Raw genomic sequence first — 14,658 nt, forward strand, 5'->3', positions numbered from 1 at the left:
GTTCTTTTTAGGTTAAATAATACCGATGAACTGTAGGTAAGGAGTGAATAATCATGCAGACTATTTTGATTGTCGAAGATGATCGTAAGATTGCCGAATTATTGCAATCGTATATTGTGAAATATGGCTACCATGTTATTGTAACCACAGACTTTGAACATGTGCTACAACAATTTCAACAAGAGCAACCGGATATGGTACTTCTGGATGTTAATCTCCCCAGTTATGACGGGTATTACTGGTGTCGTCAGATTCGTGCCCATTCCATCTGTCCGGTGATCTTTATTTCGGCACGTGCAGGGGAAATGGATCAGATTATGGCACTCGAAAATGGAGCCGATGACTATATTACTAAACCGTTCGATTACGGTATCGTCATGGCCAAAATTCGCAGTCATCTACGGCGTGCTTACGGAGAATATGCTTCCAAGCATGAAGAGATTATTTTGCATAAAGAAGGATTATCTTTATACCCTGAACGACTAGAACTTCATTACAACAATCAGAGCGTATTATTAACGAAAAAAGAAGCAGATATTATTGAAAGTCTGATCGAACGCCATCCACGAGTAGCTAGCCGGGAAGCGTTACTTGAAAAGTTATGGGACGATCAGACCTATGTCGATGAAAATACACTGAACGTCAATATCACTCGTGTACGCAAAAAGTTTCTTGATCTGGGTCTATTGGATGCGGTAGAGACGGTGCGCGGCATCGGTTACCGACTGTATATTTCGTGGAATCAGGATGATGGATTATGAAGCTTTTTTTGAAAGAACATGCGCTGTTAATCGTTATTCAGATTATTCAATTTAGTGCCGTTATGAGCATTTATTGGTTAGATGGATACCGGAATGTTGGCCCTGCTCTGTATTCGATTATGTTAGGGCTGTTTTTCTTAGGTGGATATTTATGTTATCAGTATTACAGCCGTCGTCATTATTATCGGCGCTTACAGGAGCCTCTACTCTCATTAGATGATTCGGTTCAGCAGTTAGATCAAGCTCCTGTCTCAGAAGCATTAGAACAATTGCTACGCCAGCAGTATCGATACTACCAACAACGTCTTGCTACGATTAATCAACAACAGCAAGAGCATTTAACATTTATGAATCAATGGGTACATCAGATGAAGACACCTTTATCTGTGATCGAATTAACAGTACAAGATGTGGATGAACCTGAATTTGCAAGTATTCGTGAAGAACTGGAACGGATGAGTTCAGGGCTGAATACGATTTTATATATGGCACGTTTAAGAACATTTGAACAGGATTTTCATATTCGCTCGATCTCGTTATCTGAAGTAATCCGCGAAGTGGTGCAAGAACATAAGCGTCTCTTTATTCGCAATCAAGTGTATCCTGATGTGAAGATCAAAGACGGTGATCTCTGGACAGAATCGGATCAGAAATGGCTCTTTTTTATGGTCTCTCAACTGGTCGTCAATGCGGTCAAATACTCGGCACACACCAACAATAAAGTGATTCTTTCTTCATATATTGTAGGTCATCAAGCGGTGATCGAAGTACAAGATTATGGTGTAGGGATTCCAGCTTCGGATATAAAGCGTGTATTTGAACCTTTTTTCACCGGCGAAAATGGTCGGCATTTCCGCGAATCAACAGGTATGGGCTTATACCTAACACACGAAGCAGCTCAGCGACTAGATCATCAGTTGGAGCTAGAATCTACGGTAAATCAAGGTACAACAGTACGTATTCTTTTCCCATCATATCAGCGTTAATGCTATCTTACAGCGCTGTAAGGTGATTGAAAGAGAAATCGATAGTTCCTTTAATCGGTTCTATCTATACTAAACGTATCGAATCAATCACCGAGGGGGATAAGACATGTTACACGTTAATCAGGTTAGCAAAATATACGAGGGCAAAGTCACTTATCAAGCGTTATCCAATATTCAATTTACGATCGAAGATGGTGAGTTTGTCGGTATTATGGGGCCTTCAGGTAGCGGTAAAACAACACTGCTTAATATGATTGCCACTATTGATGAACCAACCACTGGAGAAATTTTGATCAATAATCAGAATATCAATCTTTTGAAAAAAAATGATCTTGCTACATTTCGGCGACGTGAACTTGGATTTGTTTTTCAAGACTTCAATCTTCTGCATACACTGACGGTCGAAGAAAATATTGTACTTCCTTTGACACTGGATGGGGTAAAAGTCAGTGAAATGAAAGAAAAAGCGGCTGTTATCGCTGATAAGCTAGGTATCACAGGAATTATGAATAAGCGCACTTATGAAATTTCTGGTGGACAAGCACAACGTGCCGCTATAGCGCGTGCAATGATTCATACGCCACATCTTTTATTAGCGGATGAGCCGACAGGTAATCTGGATTCCAAGTCTGCTCGTGATGTGATGGAACTACTGGAAACGATCAATCAAGAACAACAGACAACAATGATGCTTGTCACTCATGATCCGCTTGCTGCTAGTTATTGTCAGCGTGTGATCTTTATACGCGATGGCAAATTGTATACCGAAATTCATCGCGGGGAACACCGTCAGACGTTTTTCCAAAAGATTATCGATACGTTATCACTGCTAGGGGGTCACGCTAATGACATTTCGTCAATTCGCGTATAACAATATCGCCCGTAATAAGCGGTTGTATGCCGCTTATTTTCTAAGTAGTATGTTTACAGTTATGGTCTTTTTTACGTTTTCGATTTTTGCTTATCATCCAGCGCTCAATCAAGGTACGCTAAATCATGATGCTGCTACTGGACTATCTGCTTCCAAATGGGTCATTTATGTATTTTCGTTCTTTTTCGTGCTTTATTCGATGAGTTCATTTCTACGTTCCAGACAAAAAGAATTTGGATTATTAATGATGCAGGGAATGTCTGTAGGGCAACTACGCAAGATGGTATTTTTGGAAAATATGATGATCGGATTTGCCTCGACACTGGGCGGTATTGGACTTGGACTTGTATTTGCTAAAGTCATTTTGCTCATAGGTGAACGGATGCTTATTCTGGAGGAATCTCTTTCTTTTTATATCCCTTTGCAAGCAATGATCGTAACGTTTATTTCATTTATGATCCTGTTTATGTTGATTTCGTTATTTATTACGTTTGTGCTACGTAATCGGCAATTAATCACTTTAATCAAAAGTAATCAGACTTCCAAAGGTGATCCTAAATCATCCATCTGGTTATCAATGATAGTCGTTTTATTGATCGGGATTAGCTACTTTGTCTCCTTAACTGCTTCCGGAGAAGAAGCGATCTATTTACTATTCCCGGTTATTATTATGGTCAGTATTGGAACCTATTTATTATTTACACAATTAAGTGTCTATATTATTCACCGCTTAAAAGCACGTAAATCATTATTTTGGTATAAAACAAATATGTTGTTATTTTCGGATCTAGCCCATCGCATGAAAGATAATGCTCGTACCTTTTTTCTTGTCGCTATTGTATCAACTGTTTCTTTTTGCGCGATCGGTTCATTGTATGGTCTTCAGTCTGTATTAATGTCGAATACCGTTTCATCTAGTGCTTATCCGATGACTTATTTTTCTACAGAAAAAGATACAGCACGAGCACAACATATTCAAGATATTAATGACGCATTAAATACACATCATATTGATATGACTCCTGCTGAATTACATCTATTGCGTTATAAAATCAATGATTCTAAAGACACCGTCACAATTGTCAGTCTTGCTGATTATAATCGATTGGCTACTTTGCTAGATGAACCTACTCTTACTTTACCGAATCAACAAGCAGTCATTCGCAAAACATCTACGATTGGAGATCAATCGAAAAACGATGTGTTACACGGGCAGATTACGTTAGAAAAAGGATTGTCTATTCAAATAGCCAATCAATCAGCTATGTCTCAAGTCATTCCAATGGTTAGAGATTATATCGTTGTACCGGATACTTTTTATCAAAAGCTTCAACATCCGTATGCTACCAATCAGATTAATGTATGGAATGGATCTGTAGAGCAATCGACTGCTATACAAGTTGCTTCAGACATTCAGCAGTCTGTTAAGCCTTATGAAGCTGATTATCAATTTTTCGCTAAAGACTATGAAATCTATATTCAAAAGAAACAATTTGGTTTGCCTCTGTTTATTAGTTTGTTTATCGGGATTGTCTTTTTTGTCTCGGCAGGAAGCTTCTTATACTTCCGTCTATACAGCGATCTGGATGAAGACAAACAGAAATTCAAAGCTATTTCCAAATTAGGATTAACAACCAAAGAGTTACACAAAGTACTCAACTGGCAGATTGCATTACTGTTTTTCGCTCCGATCGTCGTGGCTTTGGTTCATGGAGCTGTAGCGTTAACAACATTATCGAATATGTTTAACTTTTCGCTTGTAAAAGAATCCAGTATGGTGTTAGGCATATTTTTATTGATACAGATTATTTACTTCTTTATTGTGCGACACTTTTATATCGGGCAAGTGAAATCGGCTTTGCGCTAATAAATCATAAAAAAGCATCCTGTTTATCTACAAATCTCTGTAGTATAAATAGGATGCTTTTGGCTTTTGTTTATCTGTTATTCCAGTTCTGATCTAGCATGATTATGGAGTGACTACACCTGTTCCACCATATTGAGCAATCGTTGATTGTAATGTACTTCCACTGTCCAGATTGTAGGTGTAAGGTACACTGGTTAAGCTTCCAACTTGTCCAATCGTATTATTTCCACTGCTTACATACACATTGTTACGCTCTACTACATATCCATCGATTCCTTTTGTTTTGGTCGTCATAATCGGAGTTTTGACATTGTTAAAGTAATTCCCTTCTACAAGAACCTGAGCTCCGATACGTGAATTGACGCCTGTTTCTGCATTTTCATAATAGTTGTTGTAGATATGCCCTGTTCCAAAGCGTAAAGAAGGTAAGCGAGAATTGGTATTTACAAATGAATTATGATGATACGTCACATGGAACTTACCTGTATCTTCGCTAGCATTGTTATCACTATGCCCTACAAGTGATGTTTTGAAATGATCATGGAATTTGTTCCAGGAAGCAGTAACGTAATCTGATCCATGAGAAATATCAAGTAATCCATCATAATAATCTTTGTCATGAGACAGGTCACTCGATAGATCATTATGATCTACCCATACATGATTAGAAGCTTGTACTGTGATGGCATCGGTTCCGGTTGCTTTGGAAATATTTAAGTTTTGGATAATGACATTACTGGAGTTTTTAACACGTAATCCGCCACCGGTTAAGCCTGAATTTTTGCCTACACCTACTACTGTTTTATTAGACGTGATATCGACTTGTCCGCTTAGATTAATCGTACCGTTGACTTTGATAATATATTTACCTGATGCAGTACCGTAATTTTTTAACGAAGCTAGATCACTAACTGTAACGGTTGTTCCTCCTGCACCACCTGTTGTCGATCCGCTGACTGTGGCATATCCTTTTATCGCAAAGTCAGGTGCTGCTGAAGCAGGTGCTATTAAAGCTAAAGAAGTGACAACGCCCAGACAAAGTGCCATGATCGATTTCTTGTTCAATACTTTCATTAACTATTTTCCACCTTTCAAATGTGAGATAACAACCTGGCATCAGCATAAGTTTATTTGTAAATAATTACCATATAAAAATAAAGAATATGATAATAATGAAATATAAATATAGAATTATCCCTTTAATGTTAACGTTTACATTTTGAAAGTAGTAAGAAAACGAACAAAAAAAGAAGAAGATCCTCTTATCCTAACAGAGTATCTTCTTCCCTTTGATATAGAACTAAATTGAAATATCACTACTGATTACTGATATTACATTACGATTCACTTTGTGGTTGAAATGAAATATTGATTTCGACGATCTCTGAACGTGTTCCTATGCGCATCGGTGTTCCCCAGAATCCATAACCTGACGATACGATCGAATGCAGTTGCCCTTTTTGCAAATAGCCCCAATCATTCTCATAGATACGCTTCGTGATCAAATACGCTGGAGCCACCTGTCCACGATGCGTGTGACCGGAGACAACAAGATCGGTTCCTAATTTCTGCTCAGCATCTAATTCATACGGTTGATGATCCATCACAATAATCGGCTTCGAATGATCGACCGATTCTAATAACTTCGCTAATTCTGCACGTGGACGATCACTGTAATCTTGACGACCAACCAGTGTAATCCCATTATCCAGAACTGTCGATTCATCATAAAGTATATTGAGATCACTATCATCTAACACTTGAATCAAATTAATCCCTTTTTCAAAACGATCATGGTTCCCAAGAGACGTGTATACAGGGGCTTCGATCCCTTTCAAAATCTGCGGAATATTTGTTTTCACAAAGTATGGCAGATTATCATCGATCACATCACCTGGAAATAGCACCAGATCAGGCTTTAATTCGTTGATCATTTTCACCATTCGTCTAGCATGCGATTCATTGGACAAAACACCAAAGTGAGTATCCGATACCATAATCACTTTCATATCCTGCTTGCCTGTAACTGGCTTATCAATCGTAATATCATAATTACGTACCACCGGACTGTACGCATTGAACATACCTATACACGCTACAATCACAAATACAAACAGTGTAGTCCATCCCGCCCAGACAATCACTAAATGTTGAGATAAAGAGGTAAAACGAGTAATAAGTACACCTAGATTCATAATCGGTAACCATAAGACTAAAATATATAACACCATAAACCAGACAGCACTAATGATCTTAATTGTTATACTTTCACGTACCCAGAAGTTCAAAAAGAATGAATAGGCTAAAACAATCAGCACCGCAACAAAGATGTATCTCACAAAATGATGATCTGGCAAAATCTGTCCAAACCATACCCAACCATTCCATCCCATATACAGCAAGATCAAATTATAAACAATAAAAATAATGATTCCTATTAACAAATAAGTTGACTCCTATCTCTGTTGTATAATGATTACTTTTTGCTTGTAACTATCTCTATATAAGTATATACGATATACAATCATGTACCAAATGATAAAAATAGTATAAAACTATTCTTACGTAAAAAATACGCAAATACATAACTAAATAGATTTGATTTTACTACCCACTTAGCTATAGGAGGTTATCATCTGTGTCTGAATTACTCGATCCCAAAAATGTTTTTTTATTTAAACGTATTTTTGGTAGTGAAAAGAACAAAGATGTATTGCTTAGGCAGTCCATTAGTGAATTGGTTATTATTTCTTAAAGGTACTGATCCATCACACTGGGAGGTGCTATCTATGAATGAACCTGAATTAAAAAAAGCGATGACTACGCTCGAATTCCTAAGTCAAGATCGCGAAGCTCGTATGCGTTACGAAGCGCGCCAGAAATTCCTGCATGATGAAGCTTCACTTGTCGATTCTGCGATGGCAGAAGGCGAACGCCGTGGCGTTGAAGCAGGTTTTCAAAAAGGAATCGAACAAGGTATAGAAAAAGGCTTAGAGCAAGGCATTCAGCAGGGGAAACATCAAGCACTGTTAGACATGGCTCGTAATATGCTTTCTCTTGGATTAGATATTGAAGTGATTGCCAAAGCAACTGGTTTATCTCAAGAAGCTATTCGTTCTCTATCCTGAGTCTAGAATTCAATCAGCATTGTCCTCTATGATGTTGCTTCAGATTCGTAATACAAGTAAGAGCCTATCATCGCGATAGGCTCCTTTTTTAACTTTATATTAGCTTTGAAGCTACAAATAATTGTACGATTATCTTACGTATTCATAATTACTCGCATGCAATATGCTAGGCTTTAACTTTATTTCAACGCTTTGTGCACTTTGAGTAATTTGCCTTTGACAGTAGTATCCTTCATCACTTTCAAAACATGAGGACCTTTGCCATTCAGAATCTCAACGTAAGTCACGTTATCCTGAATCGTAATAATTCCAATGTCTTCAGCCGTTACGCCTTCGATCCGAGCAATCGTGCCTACAAAATCGACTGCACGTAATTTTTTCTTTTTGCCACCATTAAAATACAACTTCATGATTTCTTTGTTCAATTGCTCACTTTTGGCAGGTTTGCGTTCTGCACGAATTCCCATTTTACCCTCAAATGCTTCACGCGCACGATCCACCTCTGTCGCTTCAGGTGCTTCTTTGTGCGGAATCGCAAATCCGATATAGTCTTGAATTTCACGCAAAAATTTATCTTCAAATGGAGTGACAAATGTGATCGCTAGACCGCTTTTACCTGCACGCCCTGTTCGTCCTGTACGGTGCACATAGCTTTCTTTTTCCAGCGGTAGATCATAGTTAATCACATGTGTAATATTGTCGATATCGATTCCGCGAGCAGCCACGTCGGTTGCTACTAAATAACGGAATTGTCCACGTTTGAAATCTTCCATTACAGCAAAACGATCTTCTTGCAACATCCCGCCATGAATCTTCGCACAGGTATAATCGTTCGCTGTTAATCGTTCACTCACCATATTTACATTATCTTGAGTACGGCAGAAAATAATACAGCTATCTGGATTCTCAACAACCGTAATATCTTGCAACAGATTAAATTTATCTGCATCTTTCACTTCGTATAATGCATGCTCTATCGTTGCCGTCGTAAGCCCTGTCGCTTGAATCTCAATATGCTCCGGCTGACGCATATGACGGTGGCAAAGACGTTCGATATCTTGTGGTAATGTGGCAGAAAATAGCAATGTAGTGCGGTCTTTCGGCAATGCTTTGATAATATTTTCAACCTGTTCTATAAAGCCCATATTTAACATTTCATCGGCTTCATCAATAATCAGAAATTCTATTTTGTCCAAAGCCAGTGTACCGCGCTGAATATGATCCAATACACGTCCAGGTGTACCGACTACAACATGACTTTTTTGCTTCAATTCGAGTGTCTGCTTGGCATAAGGTTGTTTTCCATAGACTGCGGTTGCTTTGATGCGCTTAAAGCGTCCGATATTAGTAATATCTTCTTTTACCTGTGCAGCCAGCTCACGTGTCGGGGTGAGGACTAACGCTTGTGGTTTGTTCTCATTCCAGTCTACTAACTCGCACAACGGAATACCGAATGCAGCCGTTTTACCGCTACCTGTCTGCGATTTAACGACTAGATCTTGACGTTCCAACGCCACAGGAACCACTTTTTGCTGTACTTCTGTAGGCTGGGTGTAGCCCAGTTGTTGCAATGCTTTTAAAATATCTTCACTTAATCCATACTCTTGAAAATTAGACTGACTCATGAAATACCTCTTCTTTTTATAAATTAACATGCTCTTTCATTTCACTAAGCATGCTGAATAATGAACATAAAATCGCTTCAACAATAGCACAAATAGATCGCTTGCTTGATCGTATACATTTTTACTCACTCTATTCAGTATACGCTATATTGACAGTTAACATCTGAGAAAATAGCAAAAAAGACGTAGCTTACTGCTCAAATTCAATAATTTTTATATTTCGTAAAAGTTCTTCTAGTTCATGTGTGACTTTATCCCAGATCACAGTCGCTTCTTGAACCAATACCTGTTCACGTTGATCCTGATGATGCTCTATTTGGACGGATGTACATAGTATTAATGTTCTGTTTGCAAAAGAGCGTAACAGGTCTGCAACTGTAGACATACGATCTGACAAATTAGACAAATCTAATCGTTTAAAGTAATATTCCATTTCCTCGGATAATTTACTGCGTATCTTGGTCGTATCTGTTCTAGATAAATCTGCATCCTGAAAAGCTAATTCGATCGCTGTCGTCATCATATATCTTGCTTCATACATATTCAAATTGTAGTGTCTTTGCTGGATATGTAGTAAAACTGCTACTTGCAACGCAGTCAGACGGAACCAATACAGCTCTGCATATACTGAATCCAATTCCCTTTTAGAAAATAATACAGAAGATGTATTACAGATATGTAGTGATTCTATTTGAGGCCAACGAATAATTGTTCGAGCAACTTGCCGTATCGCTTTGCCCAAATGTATACGACTTGGTGGTTGATCCATAGTAAGCACATCTCCTTCCAGTAAGTAAATTAGAGGTAACCTACACCTCCTTACCCATTTCACTGTAAAAGAAAAAGGTAGTCATTATATTCCTTTGCAGGAGTACAATAACTACCTTTAATACTCATTTACTTTATTGCATTTTAATATTCGTTAGCATCAAAAGTAATGATTTTATCAAATACTACATTTTCAGTTCTTGCTTTGAAAGGTCCCATATTCCATGTTTTGTTGAATGTATAACGACTTGGACCTGTTCCATTTGCTTTAGCATCATACCAAGATACAAATTGAGCATACTCAGAACCACTCAAATCATATTCTTTTTCTAACCCGTTAACCATAGTAATAACCAATAGAACACGACCACCTGATGGCGTAGTTGTTCCTGTCGTTAGTTCTGCATTAACTTCGTTAGAGTCATAGCTTTCGCCTGTAGGTAGAACAGCCGAAACTACATAATAATAAGCTTGGTTTTTATCTGCTTTAGTATCTTTATACGTAGCTTCAGTTACATTAGCAGCAATAGTCTCATATGGACCACCAGCAGTAGTAGCACGTTTTACATTGTAAGCTGTAGCATTTTGCAACGCATCCCAAGTTAAGCCAATAGAAGAAGTTGCTTTATCAGATGTAGCTACTAGATTTTTAGGCATTACAGGAGCATCTTTTCCAAATAATTGCATTTCATGAATAGTAAGCTTTACACTATCCGCCGTATTACCATTATTAGCAGTAATATTCACACGATAAAATGTATACGGTAACGTGTTATTCAACAAAACTTCTTTAGCTGTTGGATCTTTCCAATCAGAAATATTAGATTGAGTATCTAAAACAACCCAAGTTTTATTATCATTTGAAGCTTCGAATGTCCAATTCTTCGGAGAACTAGTATCCATTGGTTGATTACGGTTAGACGCACTAGGACCATAATAAATAGTATATTTTGATACTATTGTTGCTTGATTGAATTCAAAAGCTAACCATCCAGTAGTTGAACCTGTTCCCCAAGCTGTCCAAGCATCCGGTACTTTTGTGCTATACGATTTTTTACCATCAAATGCTTTCCAAGCAGGTAGTCCATCATAGCTAGAACTTGCACTTGCTTTTCCAACTGAATTAGTAGTTGTAGTCATTGTAGGAATAAGACTTGTATACGTATCTGTTGCTGCATATGTAGAATGACTCCACCCTACTACTAAAAAACTTAAAAACATAATTGCACTTAATAATTTCTTTTTCATGTTCTAAATATTCCTCTTTTCACTGTATATTTATTCAAACTATTTTATTACCCTATTACTTATCGGCATTTGAGTTGCCACTTGTTAGAGTAAAATTCTTTATTATACAAATTTATATTATACATAGGAGACTTTCTCCTTTTCATTGCAAGATTCAAAGAACCATTTTACAAATAGCAAAAAAATATGTATGATAGATATATCGAATTATCTCGATATATCTATCATATATAAAAAGGAGTGAATTTCTGTGCGAAACATTAGAGTTTATCATGTCGATGCTTTTACAGATCAACCGTTTACAGGAAATACCGCAGGGGTCGTATTGGATGCAGAACAACTAACTGGAGAAGAAATGCAACAGATTGCAAAAGAACTTAATTTATCTGAATCTATCTTTTTACTTCCTTCGGATCAAACAGGTATCGATTATAAAGTCAGATATTTTACACCTACTGACGAAATTCCTTTTTGCGGACATGCTACTATCGGATTAACCTGGTTACTAGCTACAGAACTTGGACTATCTCAGCAACAAGATGGAGTCGTTCTAGGAACAGGAGCAGGTGCTATTCCAGTCGTCTGGCATCAAGAAGAAGGTCGTGTACAACGGGTTGAAATGACTCAGATCACTCCGCAAATCAAAGCGTTACCTGTAGACTTACAAGCAATTAGCGAAATGGTAGGCGTTCCTGTCGATGCGATAGATCCTGCTTACCCAATCCAATTATCCCATACTGGTAACTGGCATTTATTGATTCCTGTACATAGCCAGCAAGCTATAGACCAAGCAACACCTGACCTTATAGCACTAAGTAAGCACAATAAAGAATACCAGATTGCCACAACTCATCTATTTACGTTTACTCCGGATGCTGAGGACGATTATGATTTGTACACTCGTGATTTTGCACCCGCTATTGGAATCGCTGAAGATCCTGTAACAGGCGCAGCGAATGGTGCTTTGACCGGATATCTGTATCTCAATCATATGATTCCACAGGATCAGATAACACAGCTCAAAATTGCTCAAGGGCGTGCTATCGGTCGTCCTGGATTTCTATATGTACAAGCGATCCCAAATGGAGAACATCCAATTATCAAAGTAGCAGGTACTGCAAAGATTACGATTCGAGGCACATTAGATATCTAATGATAGATAGTAAAAAAGCAAAGTCTTTAGCTATGGCTAAGGCTTTGCTTTTTGAATAAATGCCTTGTAGATCAACGGGTCAAATCTAACACCATAAATTCCTCATCCCAATACTGACCTTCATACTTTAGTGCATTGCGTTCGAATCCATATACGATAAATCCTAGACTCTGATATAGTTGCTTGGCTGCACTATTATTAGATATAACGGTTAAATGTATCTGCTCTAGCCCGTCAAATAAACGTGCTCTTTGGACTAACTCTGTGATCAAAGCTTTACCTAGCTTTTGACCTCTAGCTTCTGACGAAACGTACATCGCATAGATATTGCCTTTATGTATCGTTTTGACATTACTTTCTCTTATAAAAGTTACCATTCCTACAAGCTCGTCCTGATCAAAAGCACCTAATGTGAATCGACTATTAGAATATTGAAGCTTATGTTGTACATCTTCTATCGGTTTGGAGACTTCACTATCATATGTAACTAAAAAAGCTTCGGGATTTTCTTGCAATGATCTTAACCTAAGTGCACGATAGGATACTGCATCTTCAGAAGTCAAAAGCCTAATATCCATCTTACAACCTCCTATACTTATATAAAAAAACAAAGCCTTTAGAAAATCTTTGGCTTTGCCTTTTGAACTACAATTATACGATTCTAATTTCCAACAGCTTATACTTGAATGTTCCCATAGGCGCTTCAAAAGTAATCGTGTTACCGACTTTTTGTCCGATCAACGCTTTACCTAGTGGGCTTTCATACGATAATTTGTTGTTAATAACGTCTGCTTCAGCAGGTCCGACAATCTGGTATTCGATATCTTCACCGAACTCCAAATCATGTAGGAGTATAGTAGAACCAATACTGACTTTGGAAAGATCCAGGTTATCTGCATTGACCACTTGTGCATTACGTAGCATTTTTTCTAGAATAAGAACGCGTGTCTCCATAAAAGCTTGATCGTCCTTCGCTGAATGGTATTCACTATTCTCTTTCAAATCTCCGTAACTGATAGCAAGCTTCAAACGTTGCGATAACTCTTTACGGCGTGGCCCTTTCAGTTCTTCAAGCTCATCTTCCAGCTTTTTGATACCTTCACGGGTCAAAATAATTTCTTCGTGTTCCTTAGCCATATGCGCTCAACTCCCTCATTTAACAGTATACGCTATATTGGCACACTTTCGTTACTTTAATTGTAAAATAAAGTGATTAAATTTATAAGATATCTAAGTTAACCACAAATAAAACGCATACATTGTATAAACATCAACTTTCATCCTTATTGTATTGCCTATGATAAAGACAATGTACCAAAAAAGCTAAATTCTATCTCAACGCTTGAGAAATGAATTTAGCTTTTGGTGAATATCTTTTACTTGCTCGGAATAAACTGTCTGATCCAATTACCGAATCCAGCCGGATTACGAGATTGAATCAAAACAACCCCTTCGCCCCGGAAGCGACACACAATGCCCTCTCCACTGGTTACACTGGATAACCAACCTTTCGATGCTTTTTCAATCTGGTAATTCATATATCCCGGCCATGCCACCAGATGAGCATTATCGACGATTACTTCTTCACCATGAGCTAGATTGATTGCATGAATCGAACCATAAGAAGACAAGAATACAGTTCCTTTACCCCGAATTTCGATAATAAAGAAACCTTCACCTGAAAATAATCCTTTTTTCAGATTTTGCATTTGTGTACCCACTTCAATACCTTCTGTACCTGCTAAAAAGCCATCTTTTTGAACATACAAACTATACGATCCATCTAATTCTACAGCAGTTACATCGCCAATACTGGAAGGTGCTAACAACACTTCCGCAGGGCCACGTGTAGAACGCAACTCTTGAAAAAAGAATTTTTCTCCTGATAACATACGACCCAGACCACCCATCAGTCCGCCGTCCATCGTTCCTTTAATTTCTACATTGGGAGACATCGAGACCATAGCGCCAGATTCAGCTTTGATCGCTTCTCCTTGTTCTATATGTACCTTTAACATGGCAAACGCGCCTTCATACAAAATGTCATATTTCATCTTTGTTCACCTATCCTTTCAATATATTAAGCTTATTTATATTATGACACTTCACCTTTGGCATTGTATATATGCACTACGTTTAATTGTCTTTGTAATTTCTCATTGATGATATGCAAAATATGTTGTATTCTGATGGTTCGATTGCTGAAGTGACGTGTAAATATTTTCGATAGCCCTATATGTTGATATGTAAG

General features: G+C 37.8%; 13 protein-coding genes and 1 pseudogene. 6 read left to right on the forward strand and 8 right to left on the reverse strand.

Annotation, left to right across the window (positions count from 1 at the left end):
• Positions 1–53: 53 nt before the first annotated feature.
• The 4 genes from PQ456_RS21990 (at position 54) to PQ456_RS22005 (ending at position 4,485) form a co-directional block, all read left to right on the forward strand.
• On the forward strand, positions 54–761 hold the full coding sequence (locus PQ456_RS21990; RefSeq protein WP_273614137.1) for a response regulator transcription factor: 708 nt from the start codon (positions 54–56) through the stop codon (positions 759–761).
• Positions 758–1,747: a sensor histidine kinase gene (locus PQ456_RS21995; RefSeq protein ID WP_273614138.1), complete on the forward strand. Its 990-nt coding sequence runs from the start codon at positions 758–760 to the stop codon at positions 1,745–1,747. The genes PQ456_RS21990 and PQ456_RS21995 overlap by 4 nt, the downstream gene beginning before the upstream one ends.
• Before the next feature lie 106 nt (positions 1,748–1,853).
• Positions 1,854–2,618, forward strand: coding sequence for an ABC transporter ATP-binding protein (locus PQ456_RS22000; protein ID WP_273614139.1), 765 nt, complete (start codon positions 1,854–1,856; stop codon positions 2,616–2,618).
• Complete coding sequence (locus PQ456_RS22005) at positions 2,593–4,485, forward strand: ABC transporter permease (protein ID WP_273614140.1); 1,893 nt, start codon at positions 2,593–2,595, stop codon at positions 4,483–4,485. Before PQ456_RS22000 ends, PQ456_RS22005 begins: the two co-directional genes overlap by 26 nt.
• 102 nt (positions 4,486–4,587) lie before the next feature.
• Here PQ456_RS22005 and PQ456_RS22010 read toward each other — a convergent pair whose 3' ends face one another.
• Entirely contained in the window at positions 4,588–5,559 is a 972-nt protein-coding gene (locus PQ456_RS22010; protein WP_273614141.1) for a pectate lyase family protein, read from the reverse strand.
• A gap of 263 nt (positions 5,560–5,822) precedes the next feature.
• The gene (locus tag PQ456_RS22015) at positions 5,823–6,929 is read right to left on the reverse strand and encodes a metallophosphoesterase (RefSeq protein WP_273614142.1); all 1,107 of its coding nucleotides are present in this window, start codon (positions 6,927–6,929) and stop codon (positions 5,823–5,825) included.
• A 285-nt stretch (positions 6,930–7,214) separates the two neighbouring features.
• On the opposite strand from PQ456_RS22015, the pseudogene PQ456_RS22020 reads away from it, so the two are divergent.
• Positions 7,215–7,613: pseudogene (locus tag PQ456_RS22020) on the forward strand (Rpn family recombination-promoting nuclease/putative transposase); the annotation flags it as partial.
• A 179-nt stretch (positions 7,614–7,792) separates the two neighbouring features.
• Here PQ456_RS22020 and PQ456_RS22025 read toward each other — a convergent pair.
• The 3 genes from PQ456_RS22025 to PQ456_RS22035 form a co-directional block, all read right to left on the reverse strand.
• Positions 7,793–9,238 carry a DEAD/DEAH box helicase gene (locus PQ456_RS22025; protein ID WP_273614143.1) on the reverse strand — a complete coding sequence of 482 codons (1,446 nt, stop codon included), beginning with the start codon at positions 9,236–9,238 and terminating at the stop codon, positions 7,793–7,795.
• Positions 9,239–9,428: 190 nt separating this feature from the next.
• Entirely contained in the window at positions 9,429–10,007 is a 579-nt protein-coding gene (locus PQ456_RS22030) for a hypothetical protein (RefSeq protein WP_273614144.1), read from the reverse strand.
• Between the two features lie 143 nt (positions 10,008–10,150).
• Positions 10,151–11,254 carry a discoidin domain-containing protein gene (locus PQ456_RS22035; protein WP_273614145.1) on the reverse strand — a complete coding sequence of 368 codons (1,104 nt, stop codon included), beginning with the start codon at positions 11,252–11,254 and terminating at the stop codon, positions 10,151–10,153.
• A gap of 250 nt (positions 11,255–11,504) precedes the next feature.
• Here PQ456_RS22035 and PQ456_RS22040 point away from each other — a divergent pair, with 250 nt between their 5' ends.
• On the forward strand, positions 11,505–12,407 hold the full coding sequence (locus PQ456_RS22040) for a PhzF family phenazine biosynthesis protein (protein WP_273614146.1): 903 nt from the start codon (positions 11,505–11,507) through the stop codon (positions 12,405–12,407).
• 71 nt (positions 12,408–12,478) lie between these two features.
• Here the strand turns inward: PQ456_RS22040 and PQ456_RS22045 are convergent, their stop codons facing one another.
• The 3 genes from PQ456_RS22045 to PQ456_RS22055 all read right to left on the reverse strand — a co-directional run bounded on the left by PQ456_RS22045 (position 12,479) and on the right by PQ456_RS22055 (position 14,461).
• On the reverse strand, positions 12,479–12,985 hold the full coding sequence (locus PQ456_RS22045) for a GNAT family N-acetyltransferase (protein WP_273614147.1): 507 nt from the start codon (positions 12,983–12,985) through the stop codon (positions 12,479–12,481).
• A 73-nt stretch (positions 12,986–13,058) separates the two neighbouring features.
• Entirely contained in the window at positions 13,059–13,544 is a 486-nt protein-coding gene (gene greA, locus PQ456_RS22050) for a transcription elongation factor GreA (protein WP_273614148.1), read from the reverse strand.
• A gap of 239 nt (positions 13,545–13,783) precedes the next feature.
• Positions 13,784–14,461: a TIGR00266 family protein gene (locus PQ456_RS22055; protein WP_273614149.1), complete on the reverse strand. Its 678-nt coding sequence runs from the start codon at positions 14,459–14,461 to the stop codon at positions 13,784–13,786.
• Between the last annotated feature and the right edge of the window lie 197 nt (positions 14,462–14,658).

The sequence above is a fragment of the Paenibacillus kyungheensis genome (assembly GCF_028606985.1).
In the GTDB taxonomy this organism is placed as follows: domain Bacteria; phylum Bacillota; class Bacilli; order Paenibacillales; family Paenibacillaceae; genus Saccharibacillus; species Saccharibacillus kyungheensis.